Genomic DNA, 16,860 nt, shown 5'->3' with positions numbered 1-16,860 from the left:
TCTCCATATCCGTTCAAAACACAACATTAATACTACTACCATAATCCAACTTCACAATCACATTTTCATATAAAACCTTTGGCGGGAATTTTTCACCATACTGCTTGCCAGCAAGCATGGGCAGTTCGTGCCCGAACACCTGGCGGAAATAGTCATTTTGCAGGCCCCGCTGCTTATAAAAATCTGCAAAGGTGTGCCTGAGTGAGTGAAACGTCTTACCCGATGCATCTCCAAGGGCAGCCGTCACCACAGATTTAAACTGCTTTCCTGGCTGTTTGCCAAACTTTACGGCCCCTTCTGATTTTTTCAGATCAGGGAAAAGTCGAACATGCTTTTTCTTTGTAATATCGGCATGGTAATCTAAAATTCCCAGCCTTATTAAAATGGGATGTATGGGCACGATTCGTCGCGCATTTTTATTTTTCAGCAGCTTGGGGCGACCCTCTTCATCAAGTCCCGTGGCGTTAATGTCGATAATCCAAATCCCTTTGTTCGAACTTTCATAAATGTCGGCGCAATGAAGCTGGGAGATTTCTTCAAGGCGCATACCAGTATAAAGAGCGATCAGTGGTATCCAGTAGTAGGAAGGAGATTTGAATTCTTTTTGTGCAAATTTGGGATGCGCAAAAATTTTTGACAACTCATCTGCAGAAAAAGCCTGGCGCAATTCGATATCCTGACGCGTATCCTTAATTTGCAGGTGTGTAGCCGGATTAACATCCAGCAGGCCTTCCCGAACGTACCACCCCAACATGCTTCCCACTGCTTCCACTAAAATGTTGACCGTGGTGACGCTGAGCGTTTTTTCAACTTTGAGCGCAAGCAGTTCCTGAATATTTTTATCCTTATAGGCCTTCACCCGTGTGCGGTTCGGTGGCAACCGCCGCAGGGTTTCACGAAAGAGCCGCATATCTTCACGAGTAATGCTCTCAATGGATTTATCCCCGATGATGAGCAAAAACTCACCCAGGCGGCCACGGTGATCTGCCACACTGTGTTCGCGCCACTCACCATCCTGCAGCTTCTGATGGATGTACCGGTCCATAGCGTCAGAGTATAAAAGCGCATTTTTCTTTGGTGGCATTGCCTCTACGGCTACCTGCATTGGGACTAAAGAGGCCTCTTTTTCGGCCGTTTCTTTTATTTCACAAGGAAGCTTTCCGTAGTCACGTCCGACGATTTCTTCTTCCAGTAAAAAATCTCCACGCAATCGTGCTACTTCGATACGGTGCATGGTGATTTGCATTTCGTTATATGCCTTGACTATCTGTAAATAATTTTCTTCCGAAAGTTCTTCCCAGGTAAAGGCTCCCGATTTAAATAAATCAACAAGGCAAGTTGGTGCAAGTTTCTCCAACGCTTTTTCAGAATTCCAGCACAAGAGCATTGCGGCCTGTGAAGCCCTCAGTTGATCGTAAGGAATAGTTGTATCGCCTATTGTGAGAGCTTTTTTTTCAGAAAGATCTGCATGATCCTGCGCCAGCATCCGCTGGAGCAGGATATTCATTCGGCGACGAATTTCTCTGTACTCCAGCATGGTCTCCTCAAGAAAAGTTTTTTCTACTTCCGCAAGCAACATGCGCGCGCGAAAACGGGCCGTCCGCAGATAAGATGTCCGCAGGCTGAGGCGCAGCTCACTTCGTCCCCAGTGCAGTCGGGGTTCCTTGGGCAAAGCGTAACGGAAATAATAGATGCTTCGTTTGAGACAAAGATACGCAGGAGAACTTTTTTTGTCATCCCCGGAATTACGGAGAGCAGGTACGTGGCTTGAGTCAAAGGATGTAGGAGGGGGAGGCAACATGGGGTTTCTCCTGACCTGCCAAAAAAGGTTTGCACCCGATTTTGGCACGTCTTTGACCCCGCACTTTGACCCCATAAACTCCCAAGTGCGGGTTTTCGTCTGGTGCCTATGCTGGCCACAAGACAAAAAAATAAGTCGTTACAAGCTGTTGCTTATAACGACTCTTGAAAGATGGTGCCGAAGGGGAGACTCGAACTCCCACTCCCTTGCGAGAACTAGACCCTGAACCTAGCGTGTCTACCAATTCCACCACTTCGGCGCGAAGATTGATTTACCCGAACGGGCAGCCCTTGGCAAGCTTTTTTTGCCTATTGAGCAAAAAATTATGTCTTTGCGGCTTACTAGAGGAAAATGGTTCGCAACTGATCAGTATTCATGCCGCCCTGCGAAGCACCGCAACCAGCCCCGATGCTTTCAGCCGCTGGATGTTTTCGATCAGGATACGCAATCTGGACGCATTGTTTTTTAAGTTGTGAATCCGTACCGCCCTGCTCGCCACCTGTTCATCAGACGCAGCAGGACAGATCGATTTTCGGCACCCAGAGCAGATTAACCTTAAGAGTCTATGTTCTCAAATAGTGTGCGCTCGTTATGGCGGTTACCGCCGCTAATCAATACCGCTGTTTCCTCGCTGCCACCGTTTCCAGCAAAAAATACGGACGGCGGCTGCTACTGTGATAATCAAACGCTATCATTACTCATACTGCCTCTATCCGTGGCTTCGCGGTAGCAATCGTTGGCAGACCATACGGATGACTGTTGCGACTGAATAGAGCAATCCGTGTCGCGACTCTAACTGCCTTCATCCGCACTTTCTGCAATGACCGTTGGCCGAAGGCTGTATATATGGCGACAGCGACCGAACAGAGCAAGCCGTATTCCTACTCATACTGCTGCTACCTGTTGCTTCACTATAACCATTGGCCGAAGGGCTAACGGGTGGCGATTGCGATTGCGTGGAACAAACTGAATTGTTCAGCGGGCAGTCTTAAACGCAGATCCCTGCGTCACAAGCATTCAAGCTCACGCCACAACGCCTCAAACCATAAACCCGGCGAAGTTCAGTCCGACACACGCTACGACACCCAAATATCTGCAGTAACATTGCCTTGCCCTGCAAGGCTATCCCGCCAGTGGTTAAAGCTAGCCCCGCGTCAACCCATGAAACGGCCTTAACGCCTCCACGGCGGGCGTCTGCCTGAACACCCTCACGGCATCTTCAGGATAAACCACTCCGGAAAGCGGCTCACGTTCCACCCGTAAGCGAGGCTACAAGACAGGCAAGGGCTTCCCGGCAGAAGTACACCTCTGCTGGAAAGCCCTGCTCACAATATATATCTGAGTGCTAGAAGGGCCAGACGTTGTCCATAAGCCGCGTGAACCAGCCGGGCTTCTGCTTGTCGGCCAATACGCCGCGTCCGTAGTATTCGATGCTGGCGTCGGCGATCTGGGTTGAAAGCACGCTGTTGTCTGCGCTCACGTCCTTGGAACGCACCATGCCGCGCACCACCATATACTCTGTTTCTTCATTGACGCGGATTTCACGCGCACCTTCAATTTGCAGCAATCCGCCCGGCAGCACACGAAGCACCCGCGCAGCCAGAGAGGTCGTAACGTAGTTTTCACGCTTGGTTTTCCCCGTGGCTGAAAGGTCGCTGGTAGAGGTTGTGGACAAAGCCGGAACTCCTACTTTGCTGGTGGGGCCTACGTTCAGGAAGGGGATGAAGCCGCTTGAGCTTTGCCCAAAAAGCGCACCAACCTGATAGTCGTTCGCCCCGCCCTTTTTCGCCGTGGTTTCTGCCTTGTTCTGGGCCTTGGTATTTTCCACCAGTTTGACTACCACAATATCCCCTACCCTGCGGGCGCGGCTGTCAGAAAAAAGCGTATCCTGTTCACTGGCTGCGAAAAGCGAACCGGGATTATTGGCCGCGTTGGTTTCCTGCCTGTATTCCTGTGGATCGGTGACAGGCGGCTGCAAAGCCGGATGTTTACGCGGCCCGCCGCCGCAAGCGGCGCACAGGGCAAAAACCAGCGCCAGAACGGGTATTATGTGACGTGCCTGCATATGCTCCTCTCCTTCAATAACCGCGTTTGGCCACAAGAGCAGCTGAACGCCTAGTGTACTTCTACAGTATTGCCGTTTTTGACAATGCCGAAGACCTGCTTTTTGGTCTGCAAGTTCCGCAGCGGAATGGTGGCTCCGGGTTCACCGTCAGCCATGGCTTGCGCCTGTGTGACAATTTTCAGATTGCCACGGGAAAATATGAGTGAGACCACATCACCGCGCTTGACCATATGCTGATTGGCCAGGTCGCTCTGCAAAATTGTGTCACCAGCATTTATACTTCTGGCAAGCTGCCAGGGGCCGCCGTGCCCGTCCCATGGCAAATCACGCAACTGCCCGGCGTTGACGCGCATAAAGGTCACGCTTTGGGCAGTCAGGGCATCGCCCTTGTTCATCGACTGGGCAGCCGTGGGCACCGTAAGCCACAGAGAAAGCGTTGCAGTACCCGCCACCCGCCGCAACACAGAGCCATCGGCTTCCTGCACGGCAAAGCGCAAGGGCACGCGCCCGGGAGTCAGCTTACCCGGCTCAAGCTGGACGCGCTGCTGGCTGTGAGCGAGAAAAATGTATTCTGGCAAGCGAAAATCTGTGAGCTCCGCCTCGCCAGGCATGGCCGCCAATTGTGGGGTCAAGCTTTTGACGACATAGTTGCGCAAATCGTCTTCACGAAAAACCAATCCGCCGTGCTGGATCACAAGAGAGGTCGGCAAAATGCACCGGCTCGCCACATCCTGCCCCAATGCCTGCCGTAGTGCCTGCGATAACCGGGAGCGGTTGATCTGCAGCGGCTTGCCTTCTTCAGGCGGCGCGTCCCACAGGGGGGTGGCGCGTAACGCGTCCCACTGCGCCTGCTCAATATGTCCAAGGGGTATGGCAATATCGCCCAACAGTACCATATTGGTATTGGTAACAGCCGCCGGAACGATTTTAAGCCGCCAGTCGCCCTGCTCCAGCAGGCTCAAATTTCCTTCCTGAGCCAGAGGCACAGCGTTGGCGGCCAGTTGCGTGCTGGTTTTGGCGGCTCTGGCGTCGTGGGCCTCCGGGTCAAGGGGCATTTGTCCGGCCCGAACCTGAGGAGGCCGCAGCTGGGTTTTCACCTGTGTTGGCGAACGCCTGTGGTTACGGTCATTATCCTGCCATACGGCCTGCGGCACGCCGCCAGCCGCCAGCACAGGCTCGGCCCGCCACAGGCAGACCAGCGTCAATGCCAGCAGAAGAGCGGACACAGCCAGCCAGATCAGCCTGACATGGCGCGCTGCCCAGGGCATTTCTGCCGCTCCTGATAAATGTACCGCCAGTAGCCTCATGATTCTGTTACCGTCCTAGCTGCGCTTGAGCTGAACCGCGATGCCAAGCATGGAGTCTGAAGTCTGGATGGACTTGGAGTTGACCTCATAGGCGCGCTGGCCAACGATCATGTTGACCATTTCGTCCACCACTTCCACGTTGGACATTTCCAGAAAGCCCTGTGCCAGGGTGCCCACGTTTTCAGTGCCTGGCACACCTTCCACGGCGTCGCCAGAGGCTTCTGTAGGGGTGAAGAGGTTGCGCCCGCGAGCGTCGAGGCCCGCGGAGTTGATGAAGGTATAAAGCGGAATCTCTGCCCCGGCCAACTCCTGCCCTTGCGAATCGAGAGCGGCGATATGACCGGACGAGGATATGGAGATATTTTTGGTTTCAGCGGGCACGGCAAATTCCGGCTGAAGGATATAGCCGTTGGCCGTTACCACCGTACCATCCTGATTCAGCTTGAAGGAGCCGGCGCGGGTGTACATAAGCTCGCCGTTCACATCCACCTGAAAAAAACCGTCGCCCTCAATGGCTACGTCCAGCGTGTTGCCGGTGTTCTGAAAGTCGCCCTGGGTGAAAAACTTGTGCACAGCCGTAGGGCGTGTGCCCATACCCACCTGAATGCCCACAGGCAAGCGGTTGTCGCCTTCTGTAATAGACCCGGCCATGCGCATGGTCTGGTACATGAGGTCTTCAAATTCCGCGCGGCTTTTTTTGAAGCCCGTGGTGTTGACGTTGGCCAGGTTGTTGGAAATGACGTCAATATTGAGTTGCTGCGCCACCATGCCGGTGGCTCCAGTCCAAAGGGAACGCATCATGGGAAATACTCCTTGTTTCAGCCTTTGCTGTCAGCTCTAGCCCTGACGGCGGCCCACTTTTTCCGTGGCGGCGCGGTCCAGCGTATCCGAGGTCTGCATGACCTTCTGATAGGCTTCAAACTGACGCTGCACCTCAATCATGTTCACCATCTCCGGAACCACTTCCACGTTGGCGGCCTCGGTAAAGCCCTGCTCAATACGGCTGCCGTCCAGATAGGCATTGCCTTCCGCCACCTGCACATTTTCACGCGGGCGGTAAAGGTTGTTGCCCATTTTTTCAAGATTTTGCGGGTTATCCACGTTGACCAGGGCGATCTGCCCAAGCACGTCGTTGTCTGCAATGACCTGCCCGTCGCCGCTCACCTGAATGTGCCGCGTGCCCGGCGGGATGGTAATGTTGCCGCCGCCCTGTGCTTGTACTGGATAGCCCTGCGGCGTCATGATGGTGCCGTTTTCTGACAGCACAAAGGCACCGTTACGGGTAAGAAACTCCCCAGTGGGCGTAGCCACCCGAAAAAAGGCGTTCTCACCGTTAATGGCCATATCCAGCGAATTACCCGAATACTGCATGGACCCCTGGGCGAAATCGATCTTTGACACCGCCAAGCGCACCCTTGAGGCATTGAGCGGCTCAGGGAACAGCGGATCTGACTTGAGGTTCAAAAGCGGTTCGCGGATTTCGTCAAAGGCATAGCTGACCATGGTATCTTTAAAGGCCACGGTGTCGCGCTTGTACCCTCGCGTATTGGCATTCGCCAAATTATTGGCGATATAATTCATGCGGTGCTCTGTGCTGAGTGCGGCAAAAAGTCCGCTAAACATGCCAGCTTGCATGTGCTTCTCCTTGGTTGGCGGGCGCGCTGAAGCGGGTGCGCGGCCATCTTGTCCTCGAGCCCTATGGCCCGTGCCAAAAGCATTGCAAAGTACGGGCCAAAAAAAGCCCCTCGCGCGAACGAGGGGCTATGAGTCCAAAACAAGCTGAGTTGCTGCAAGACAGGTGCAGACGTGCCTGGTTATTTCCAGGTGATGTCAGGCTGCTTGCGCACGGGGCGAACCTTGGCCTTGAATAGCGGGTAGCCCATCATCTGCGCGGCAAAACCCATTTCATCAGGCCCGATACCGAGGAAGTCACGCACGGGCTGCGCCGCAGGATGCTCAAAGGCCATGCAGAGGTAGCCCCCCCAACAGCAGCCTATGCCCTGCGCCTGTGCCAGCAGTTCCAGATAGGTTATGGCAATAACGGAATCCGCCTGTCCCCAGCGCCACTTGGGAGCCACAACAACTGCCAGGTGGGGCGCCGTGCGGGTGATAACGTCAACACCCCGGTCCCAGGCACGCACAAGGCCGCTGGCATGCATGGCTTCGTCCACTACAGGGTCGGTTTGGGGCAAAAGGCGCATCCAGTCCACCACCAGTTCCGCAAGCTTCACCACCTGCTCGCGCGATTCCAGCACTATCCAGCGCAGATTTTGCACGTTTTTGGCTGTGGGGGCGAACCGCGCCGCTTCAAGAAGACGCTTGAACTGCTCTCTCGGAATGTTTTTATTTTTGAAATTACGAACAGACCGACGCGACGACGCCAGTTCTTCGGCCTGATCTGCCGTGGGCATCAGCTCAGGATGCAGCGGCAGACAGTCTTTCTGGTCAAGACCGGGAGCAGAACAAGCCTGCGTGGGGCAAAAAGCCATGCATTGCCCACAGCCTATGCAATAGGCCGCCTTATGCTTGTCCAGAGTAGGATAGGAGCCCACTTCAGCGTCAATAATATGCACTGGGCATACCAGGGCGCATATGCCGTCTTTGCGGCACAAATCATGATTAACTGTAAATACGTTCATATTCTTCTCCGATGGCAAGGCCTTTTGCGGCTTGCCCTTGTAAGCAAAAAGCCTCTTGCACCAGCAAGAGGCCCAGACAGCGTGGTCACGCGACGATTTTCCTTGTTATATCTGAGCAGATCCGCTTTGAAATTGGCTGCAATTTCACACTGGCATCTGGCTGAAAACGCGGTTTCCAGCCAAATTCACCCCGCTTTGCGGCGGACGGTTCGGCCTGCTCGCCGCCGGGCATTGCAGCATTTTCAGCGTTAAAATGCTTCTGAAAGTAAACCTTTTATGCTGGAAGTGTATTCTTGTGCTACTCAACCGAGATAAAAGGTGACGTTCGACGGAGAGATAACTGGAAAGACCCTTGGGACGCCTCTGTCCAAAAAATGCTGGATGGCAGATTAACCCTACATGCCCAGCTGACTGAGCATGTCGTCGATGGCGCTCTGCGATACGCCCTCTTTGTCCGGTCCTTTGAGACTATCGCCCTTTTTGCGCTGCTGACGAAAATCTTCCACAGCCTGCCGGGCCTCGGTCTGAAGAGATACCGCATTCTTTTGCGGATCTTTTTCCGCTCCATCCATGATGAGCCCAGACGAGATATAAAGCTCCACCACGGTATTTTCTATCTTGTTCAACGCCGTTACAACACGCTTGATGCGCTGCCCGGTGATGTCCTGAAAGCTCAGGTCCGTCAGCAGGCCGGTAAGGTCATCACCCAACCTGGTATTATTTTCCTCAAGCAGAGAAATCTGCACTTGAGACGCGCTGCCCTCGCGTACAGCTGCCAGCAGTTCTACGTTCTGCGCCTGCAAATCGAGGTGACGTTCCACAACCTCCATGATGGACATGGTGGCGCTTTCTGTAGCTTTGAGAACTTCTGCCAGCTGGGCCGTTGCCTCATGAAAGAGCGCATCCGTGCCGGAATCAGCCAGAGGCTTGTTCTGGGAGGCAGTGGATATCTGCTGATAAATATCCTTGAGTCCCTCGCGCATGTCCGCGCTCAACTGCCTGTACACGGTGGGTTCGGCCTTTTCGTCGCTCATGCAATGCCTTTGCGCCAGGGGCGCTGTTGAAAAGACGACAATAAAGTACCGCCGCGCCAAACTGCGGCGCGGCGGTACAAGAAGCTTACTTGTTGGTCTTCAGGAAGGTCTTGGCGCGGGCCGCCTCGGGCGAATTGGGGTACTTCTTGATGAGCTCTTCCAGGCGGGCCTTGGAAGCCGCACTCTGATTGAGCTTGCTGAAGCTGATGCCCTGCTTGAGGTAGGCGCCGGGTGCGCTGTTGGACTTGGGATAGTCCTTGATAACCTTGTCATAGGCCAGGGCTGCATCCGCGAACTGATTGCGCTGGAAGTAGCATTCGGCCATATAGAACTGCGCTTCAGGAGCCAGATTGTGGTTCTTGTAGTTTTTCAGAAAATCTGAAAAGGAGCGCTGCGCCTCGTCGTACTTGCGGGCATTGTAGGCATTGACGCCAGCATCAAAGAGCGCCAGCGAAATATCCTTTTGCGGGGCCTGTACCTGAGGCTGGGGCGAAGGCTGCCCCCAGTTGCTGCCGTCGGGAGCCTGGGCAGGAACGTGCGCGGAATTTGCAGCGGCCGCCTGGCCGCCGTAAGGCTGCACGCCTTCAGGCACGGCTGCGGCATACGCGGTAGAGCCCGCAGCCACAGACCCGGCGGCTCCAGCCTGGCCATAGGCAGGCTGCCCATAATTGGGCGTCTGCAGGGCCGTCTGGGTAGAAGGAGCCTGACTCACGGGAGCGACCGGCGCGGCAGCCCCTGGTTCACCAAGGTTCAGATTCAGCGCCATGCTGCGTTCTACCTGGCGCAGAGCCTCGTCATGCCGATTCACGCGGTCCACAAGGGCACGCGCACCGCCAGCATTGTTGAGGTCATCCATCTGTCCTTTCATTGCGTTCAGTTCCTGGCGCAGGGCCTGAATCTGATTCCAGGCATCTGCCTGCGAAGGCTGCATTTGACGCAACTGCACATCGTGCTGCTGCACCTGCTGTTCAAGGCTGAGGCTGCCCCCACTGGAGCTGCCGCCGGATACGCAGGCGCTCAGCGGCAGAGCAGCGCAAGCCAGCGTTACAAGGTACAATGTACGGAATGTGCGCATAATATCCTCTTTTTTCAAATTTGCACTTTTCCCAGGGCTTTTTTACGCCCTGTGAAAATATAGATGATACCGCCGATAACCGGCAAAAAAACCACCAGTACGAGCCACAGTGCCCGTTGCTGGGGTGTGGGAAACTCATGCCCCCAGATGTGGATTATGCTCCACAACGTAGGAAGCATGGGAATCATGACCAGAGCCACATGCCACCAATGAAACATCATGCGGCACTTCCCCCTTTGCCGGAGGCTTTTCCGGCTTTGTTGCCTTTTTTGTCCCCGGCTTTTGTCGGCGATTGACGCCACATGATAAAGCAAGCCAGGGCAGCCCCCACAAAAATGGCCGAATCTGCCACATTGAAGGCAGGCCAATGCCAGTCGCCCCAGTAAACATCCAGAAAGTCCACCACCGCCCGAAAACGGATGCGGTCTACCAGATTTCCCAGAGCGCCGCCCAGAACCAGCCCCAGGCCCGCAAAGAGCCAGGGTTCGTCGTCCGAGTTGCGAACCAGCATGAATATGGCCCACGCGGCCACCACCGTGGCCCCAAGGAACAGCCAAAACTGCCATTCAATGTCGGAGCGGTTCAAAAAGCCAAAGGCCGCTCCGCGGTTTCGTATGTTGATCAGGTCAAACAGGCCTTCAATAACCGGCACAGACCGGTGCTCCGGTATGGTCTGCATGACAATATACTTGCTCAGCTGATCGAGCGCCAGTGCCAACAGGGCCATACCCCCGAGAATGCGATAGCGTCTGCGCATGATCCTCAGGATTCCATACCCTTGATAACCGCCGTGCAACGCGGGCACAAGGCGGGGTGCTCGGGGTCAGTGCCAAGATCGGTGCTGTAAATCCAGCAGCGTTCGCATTTTTCGCCACGCGCCTTTTCAACGCCAATGGCAAGACCCGCGATTTCTTCATCCTGATACGCCGCCTGCGGGGCGCGGTCCAGAGCTTCCAGCTGCAACTGGGACACAATGCACACCGCACGCAGGTCGGTATGCAGCCCTTCCAGCCGCTGACGCAGTTCGTCAGCCACAAAGAGGGTGATGCGCGTGTCCAGGGAATGCCCGATGATGCCTTCACGGCGCATGGGCTCGATGGCCTTGGTTACAGCGCCGCGCACGGCCAGCAGCACGTTCCAGTCGTCGCGCGTGCCTTCGTCAAAAAGGTAGGGCGCGGCTTCCAGAGCCGGCAGGGCAAACACCGTGGGTTCGGGGCCACGCAGACTTTCAGGCAGATGGCTGAAGATTTCTTCAGCCGTGAAGGACAGCACCGGAGCCATGTCGCGCAGCAGCAGACACAAAATGTGCCACAAAGCAGTCTGGGCTGAACGGCGTTCTTGGCTGGCCGGGGCCGAAGCGTAGAGGCGGTCCTTGAGAATATCCAGATACACGGACGAAAGGTCGGTGACGCAATAGTTATGCAGGGTATGGTAGACCTTGTGGAAGTCAAAATCCATATAGGCCTGCTGCACACGCTCGTGCACGCGCCCGGCCACGTCCAGGGCAAAGCGGTCCAGAGGCTCCAGCTTGTCCAGCGGCAGCAGATCCTGAGCGGAAATATCGTTCAGGTTGCCGAGGATAAAGCGGCAGGTGTTGCGGATACGGCGATAAGCATCCACCAGACGGCCAAGAATTTCGTCCGAAATGCGGATGTCTTCGCGGTATTCTACCGAGGACACCCACAGACGCACGATTTCAGCGCCGAACTTTTCAATAAGCTCCTGCGGCGCAATGACGTTGCCGATGGATTTTGACATCTTGCGGCCATCGCCGTCCACCACATAGCCGTGCGTGAGCACGGAGCGGTAAGGAGCGCGGTTGCGCGTGCCTTCGCTGACCAGAAGCGAGCTGTGGAACCAGCCACGGTGCTGGTCAGAGCCTTCCAGGTACAGATCCGCCGGAAAGCCCAGCTCGGGGCGCTTTTCAAGCACGGCGGCAAAGCTTGTGCCAGAGTCGAACCACACGTCCAGAATATCGGTTTCGCGCTTCCAGTGGTTGCCGCCGCAATGCGGGCAGGCAAGCCCCTCGGGCACGATGTCTTTCAGCTCGGCTTCGTACCAGTAGTCGCAGCCTGTGGGATGATTGGCAAAACGCGCGGCCATTTCGTGCATCCAGGCCGGATCATTCCAGGCCTCGCCGCAGTCTTCGCACAGCAGGGCCATGATGGGTACGCCCCACTGCCGCTGGCGCGAGATGCACCAGTCGGGGCGGAATTCCACCATATTGTGGATGCGCTCGCGGCCCCATGCGGGAATCCAGCACACTTCGTCGTCAATGGCCTTGAGGGCGCGGGTACGCAGATCGTTCTTTTCCATGCTTATAAACCACTGAGTGGTTGCGCGGAAAATGACGGGCTCTTTGCAGCGCCAGCAATGCGGGTACGAATGCTTGATTTTGGACTTTTGCAGCAGTGCGCCCACTTCTTCAAGCTTTTCGATAACCTTGGGGTTGGCTTCAAAAACATTCAACCCCGCGAAAAATTCCACGCTGGGCAAAAAGCGGCCTGCGTCGTCCATTGGCGAGTAGACTTCCAGCCCGTACTTGAGGCCCACGTCGTAGTCTTCGCGGCCGTGACCGGGAGCGGTATGTACGCAACCCGTGCCAGCTTCCAAAGTTACATGCTGGCCAAGAATGACCAGTGAATCCCTATCATAGAAGGGATGACGGGCTTTAAGGCCCTCAAGCTTCGCGCCGGGCGCGCGGTCCAGAATGGTATAGTCGCTCCAGCCAAACGCGGCTGCGCAGGATTCAAGCAATTCTTCGGCAAGAATATACTGGCTGCCAGCGGCTTCCACCAGAGCGTAGGTGAATTCTGGGTGCAGGCAGACGCCCATATTGTCGGGGAGGGTCCAGGGCGTTGTGGTCCAGATGACCACATTCGCGCGCGACGGATCAGCGGCGGCAAAGACCTTTTTCAGTCCCTCGTCGGGCAAGGAAAAACGCACATAGACGGAAGGCGAGGTGTGGTCATAGTATTCCACCTCTGCCTCGGCCAGGGCCGTATGGCAGGAGCAGCACCAGTGAATGGGCTTTTTGGAACGAACCACGCCGCCCGTGGCCACAAAGTTTGCCAGTTCGTCAGCCGTGGCGGCTTCATAGGCGGGCTTCATGCTCATGTAGGGATCTTCCCAGTTACCGAGCACGCCCAGACGCTTGAATTCCTTGCGCTGCACGTCAATCCACTTTGAAGCGTATTCGCGGCAGAGCTTGCGCACCACATGGGCCGGAAGAGTCTTTTTCTTTTCCTTGAGTTCCTGCTCAACCTTGTGTTCGATGGGCAGGCCGTGGCAGTCCCAGCCGGGTACATAGCGCGACGTATAGCCCGCCATATTGCGGGATTTGACAATAATATCCTTGAGAATCTTGTTCAGCGCCGTGCCCATGTGAATATGCCCGTTGGCGTAAGGCGGGCCGTCATGCAGGATGTAGCTTCCCTTGCTGCCCGAAGCTTCTACCATAATGCCACAGGCATTCATGGCTTCCCACTTCTTGAGGGTTTCCGGCTCGCGCTGGGCCAGATTGGCCTTCATAGGAAAGGCGGTTTGGGGCAAATTCAGCGTTTTTTTATAATCACTCATTGGGGCTCCCGGCACTGATGTCGCAAGAAAAATATGTGATAAGCGGTGATAAAAATCACTGTAGTTTGGGCAAATAGACGCCTAAAGTCAAGGATTCGCAAGCACCTCGCGCTTCCGTTCTTACCAGCGTACGCATGCAGAAAATTGACTTCAATAAAAAGATCTTCCGCCACAGCTGCTTGCCTACGCCCGTCAGGGCTGGTAAGCTGTATCTTATTCATCTTGCGGCAATTCATGGCCGCTTCAGGACTTGCCGAAACTGCTATGATGGTTATTTGCCTGACAAGAGGTAGCTATGTGTCTTGCCATTCCCGCCCGTATTGAAGAATTGTTTGGTGAAGGTATGGCCCGCGTGCGCGTGGGCGAAAGTTCAACCTATTTGAACGCTTCTGTCATGCTTTTGCCTCAAGAACCCAATGTTGGGGACTATGTTATCGTGCACGCGGGCTTTGCCCTGCACACAATGACCCCTACGGAAGCAGAAGAAAGCCTGTCAGCCCTGCGCGAAATGGCCAAAGCACTGGACGACGGGCCACCGCAGTTCTAGCTGTAAATTTTACCAGGCAAGGCGAGACCGCCTTGCCTCCCCCAGTTAGTTCGGTGTGTCCTTTAGCCGCGGATGCTAAAGGCGAGCACACTGGCTGACTGAAAATGGCGTAATAAAAATTGCAATACAATTTCGAAAGTCCTCTGCTATTCAGGGGACTTTTTTTATATGCAACGTAACAGCACACTAGGGATATTACCGTTCCAAGCGGGTCTGATTTTCAAGATTTGAAACCAAGCCAGTGCAACAATTTTTTATGAACCAATAAGAAGTATCTTGATGAAATCATGAATAAATTTTCTTTATGAGCAGACTTTCAGCAGCTTCACTACTGTGGCGATTTTCTCAAAAACGGTTGCCAAGTAAAAAAGGAACATCAATCATATTGATAATTTTGAACAACAAACTAGAATAGCATCGTTGTAATATTGCAATCCACTCAAAAACTTTTACACTGGTTTTGAACGCACAATTCAAATCCAAGCACGGCATTAAAAAACACAACCATACTAGTAAATGCCATTTCAACTCATTTGGTTTTCACCACAAGAGTAATGGATATACATCCGCACCTTGTGGCTTAACCGCACAAAGGAATTCTGCCTTGGACATACCGCGCATATTCAACATTACTGAAAGTGCTCACCGCATACATAATCCTTATACGCCAGAGAAGCTCGCCACTCTTGGTGCGGCCTTGCGTCTGAAGCCGGAAGATCGTGTCCTTGATCTTGGCAGTGGGTCGGGCGAAATGTTGTGCACCTGGGCACGGGATTACGGAATCACCGGAACTGGCGTCGACATGAGCCAGCTGTTTTTCGAGCAAGCGAAGCTACGCGCAAACGAGCTAGAAGTTGCCGATAAAATCCACTTCATCCACGACGATGCCGCTGGCTACATAGCAGCTGAAAAGGTTGACGTGGCAGCCTGCGTTGGTGCCACATGGATCGGCGGAGGCGTCACGGGCACCATTGAACTTCTTGCAAAAAGCCTTCGGCCCGGAGGAATCATCCTTATTGGTGAACCCTACTGGCTCCAGCTGCCGCCAACAGAAACCATTGCCAAGGGATGCCTTGCCAACACAATAGCCGACTTTCTCACGCTTCCTGAGCTTGTCGCGTCTTTTGGTGAGCTTAATTACGATGTTGTGGAGATGGTGCTTGCCGATCAGGACAGCTGGGACAGATACGAGGCAGCAAAATGGCTGACCATGCGGCGATGGCTTGAGGCCAACCCGGACGACGATTTTGCGAAGGAAGTTCGCGACCAACTGACGACGGAGCCCAAACGCTACGTTACCTACAGCCGGGACTATCTTGGGTGGGGCGTATTTGCCCTGATGGCGCGGTAGGGTGACATTTGGACAGTGATGCTGGTCGCCCTGGTGATATGCTGAATGCAAAAGGGGGCAGGCACTGCGTGGACCACTGTTCCGGGTTTTGCATTTAATCGCTCGCGCCAGGAACATAAAATTGCTTAAGTTCAGCGCGCGAAGTTAGTGCGCGAAGGCTGTCAGTCGCGCAAAGGTAGTCACCGCCCGGCATTCTTCGAACTATTATGGCTGAAGTTGTCGATAACCAGCAGGGAGAGGTGGCTGCGCCCGTCTCGAAGCAAAGGACGGGCTCACTCCTTACGCGCATTTCTTGGGCAAAACATCCTAATATCAGACGGCTTTTTGATGTGGAGGGTATTTGGGGTACCCGCCCACATGCAAAAGCCGCCTTTGCGTAACTTGCAGCCAATCCACCCCACGCGAATCATCACTTGCCATAAATCATTCGCTGTCCGACCTGCAGAATTTTCAGCAACTCTCTTTTTCTTCGCTCAAATGACGGGCCAACCAGATGGTGTGGCCGCCGCAGCTTTGATCTTCGATCACATGCTCCACCAATGCAAAGCCGTGTGAAGCCAGAAGAGTGCCATACTCAGCCGCATCCAGGCTGGCGTGGTACAACTGCTCGCCCTGAAATTCGCCGATGGCTTCACCCGCGCCCGGGCCAGAGGTGAACATCAGGGCAGCGCCGGGTGCAGCGTGGCGCTCGAATACGGCGAACATGGGCCGTTGATCTTCAGGAGGAAGGTGGAAAAAGCTGTCCCAAGCCAGAATACCATTGAAAGCCTTGCCCAACCTGCAGTGCCGCATGTCGCCAGGAAGCCATTCTTGATCTGGAAACCGCGCCCTGCACAAACTCAACATCGGCGCTGATCCGTCTATGCCAGTCACATGATGCCCGTTTTCAATGCAATACGCTGCCAATGGCTCGCCTGAACCGCAGCCCAAATCGAGAATGTTTGCACCAGAGCCGGCGATGGTGAGAAATTTGTCCATCCACGCTTGCTCAACAAGACTCTTACCACGAGACTTGTCAAAATAATCCGCATGCCGCTCATAGAGGGAAGGAATGTTTTGCCATGAGGGATGAACCTTGTTTGAACTCATGTGTGTAACTCCATTAGCATGCGTTTATTCAATGTAGCGTAAAAGGCAGCCGTATCATCCACGATGGGTCATAACCCCAAATTCGGTTTTTCAAAGAGGTCTTGCAAGCATTATTCATCAGGAGCAGTGCTTGCCCAAAACCAGTTGCACCCGTCAGCTGACGACTCCTGTGTGCCCATAAGGCACTATTATTTCACATTTTTCAGCAGATTGCATGGCTATGAATACTGTTTAGCTACAAGTCACGCAGCACTTCTACTTGCTTATGACTTCAGACCAAATGAGTCTTTTGCACGTGCCAATTTCTTAGCTGCTTAGCAGCACAGTCAGAGAAAGAAGGAATACTGCAGTGATGGCGAAGGATATCATCGCG

At 54.3% G+C, this 16,860-nt stretch carries 14 protein-coding genes and 1 tRNA gene; 2 read left to right on the top strand and 13 right to left on the bottom strand.

All coding sequences use genetic code 11. The features are described from left to right. Nucleotides 1-13: 13 nt before the first annotated feature. The 12 genes from HNQ38_RS13840 to ileS form a co-directional block, all read right to left on the bottom strand. On the bottom strand, nt 14-1,801 hold the full coding sequence (locus tag HNQ38_RS13840) for a site-specific integrase (RefSeq protein WP_183722435.1): 1,788 nt from the start codon (nt 1,799-1,801) through the stop codon (nt 14-16). Nucleotides 1,802-1,973: 172 nt separating this feature from the next. Further along, nucleotides 1,974-2,060 (bottom strand) — tRNA-Leu (locus tag HNQ38_RS13835). 1,086 nt (nt 2,061-3,146) lie between these two features. After that, a complete protein-coding gene (locus HNQ38_RS13830) occupies nt 3,147-3,866 on the bottom strand; it encodes a flagellar basal body L-ring protein FlgH (RefSeq protein ID WP_183722431.1) in 720 nt (239 codons plus the stop codon). 50 nt (nt 3,867-3,916) lie between these two features. Continuing rightward, nucleotides 3,917-5,134, bottom strand: coding sequence for a flagellar basal body P-ring formation chaperone FlgA (gene flgA / locus HNQ38_RS13825; RefSeq protein ID WP_246388167.1), 1,218 nt, complete (start codon nt 5,132-5,134; stop codon nt 3,917-3,919). 54 nt (nt 5,135-5,188) lie between these two features. Continuing rightward, complete coding sequence (gene flgG, locus HNQ38_RS13820; protein WP_183722425.1) at nt 5,189-5,974, bottom strand: flagellar basal-body rod protein FlgG; 786 nt, start codon at nt 5,972-5,974, stop codon at nt 5,189-5,191. A gap of 36 nt (nt 5,975-6,010) precedes the next feature. Continuing rightward, complete coding sequence (locus tag HNQ38_RS13815; protein ID WP_183722422.1) at nt 6,011-6,808, bottom strand: flagellar hook-basal body protein; 798 nt, start codon at nt 6,806-6,808, stop codon at nt 6,011-6,013. Between the two features lie 179 nt (nt 6,809-6,987). Then, the gene (locus tag HNQ38_RS13810; protein ID WP_183722419.1) at nt 6,988-7,812 is read right to left on the bottom strand and encodes a nitroreductase family protein; all 825 of its coding nucleotides are present in this window, start codon (nt 7,810-7,812) and stop codon (nt 6,988-6,990) included. Between the two features lie 395 nt (nt 7,813-8,207). After that, nucleotides 8,208-8,846 carry a protein phosphatase CheZ gene (locus tag HNQ38_RS13805; RefSeq protein WP_183722416.1) on the bottom strand — a complete coding sequence of 213 codons (639 nt, stop codon included), beginning with the start codon at nt 8,844-8,846 and terminating at the stop codon, nt 8,208-8,210. Between the two features lie 85 nt (nt 8,847-8,931). Beyond that, complete coding sequence (ybgF, locus tag HNQ38_RS13800) at nt 8,932-9,921, bottom strand: tol-pal system protein YbgF (protein ID WP_183722413.1); 990 nt, start codon at nt 9,919-9,921, stop codon at nt 8,932-8,934. 14 nt (nt 9,922-9,935) lie between these two features. Further along, complete coding sequence (locus HNQ38_RS13795) at nt 9,936-10,142, bottom strand: PLDc N-terminal domain-containing protein (protein ID WP_183722410.1); 207 nt, start codon at nt 10,140-10,142, stop codon at nt 9,936-9,938. Beyond that, entirely contained in the window at nt 10,139-10,681 is a 543-nt protein-coding gene (gene lspA, locus HNQ38_RS13790) for a signal peptidase II (protein WP_183722522.1), read from the bottom strand. The genes HNQ38_RS13795 and lspA overlap by 4 nt, the downstream gene beginning before the upstream one ends. 2 nt (nt 10,682-10,683) lie before the next feature. Continuing rightward, the gene (gene ileS, locus HNQ38_RS13785) at nt 10,684-13,500 is read right to left on the bottom strand and encodes an isoleucine--tRNA ligase (RefSeq protein WP_183722407.1); all 2,817 of its coding nucleotides are present in this window, start codon (nt 13,498-13,500) and stop codon (nt 10,684-10,686) included. 295 nt (nt 13,501-13,795) lie between these two features. Between ileS and HNQ38_RS13780 the strand changes: the two genes are divergently transcribed. Continuing rightward, nucleotides 13,796-14,047: a HypC/HybG/HupF family hydrogenase formation chaperone gene (locus HNQ38_RS13780; RefSeq protein ID WP_183722404.1), complete on the top strand. Its 252-nt coding sequence runs from the start codon at nt 13,796-13,798 to the stop codon at nt 14,045-14,047. Nucleotides 14,048-14,651: 604 nt separating this feature from the next. Next, entirely contained in the window at nt 14,652-15,398 is a 747-nt protein-coding gene (locus HNQ38_RS13775; protein ID WP_183722401.1) for an SAM-dependent methyltransferase, read from the top strand. 450 nt (nt 15,399-15,848) lie between these two features. Here HNQ38_RS13775 and HNQ38_RS13770 read toward each other — a convergent pair whose 3' ends face one another. Beyond that, nucleotides 15,849-16,487: a class I SAM-dependent DNA methyltransferase gene (locus HNQ38_RS13770; RefSeq protein WP_183722398.1), complete on the bottom strand. Its 639-nt coding sequence runs from the start codon at nt 16,485-16,487 to the stop codon at nt 15,849-15,851. Between the last annotated feature and the right edge of the window lie 373 nt (nt 16,488-16,860).

This window comes from Desulfovibrio intestinalis, assembly GCF_014202345.1.
Classification (GTDB): Bacteria; Desulfobacterota; Desulfovibrionia; order Desulfovibrionales; family Desulfovibrionaceae; genus Desulfovibrio; species Desulfovibrio intestinalis.
This window is presented reverse-complemented; position numbering and strand designations above follow the sequence as displayed.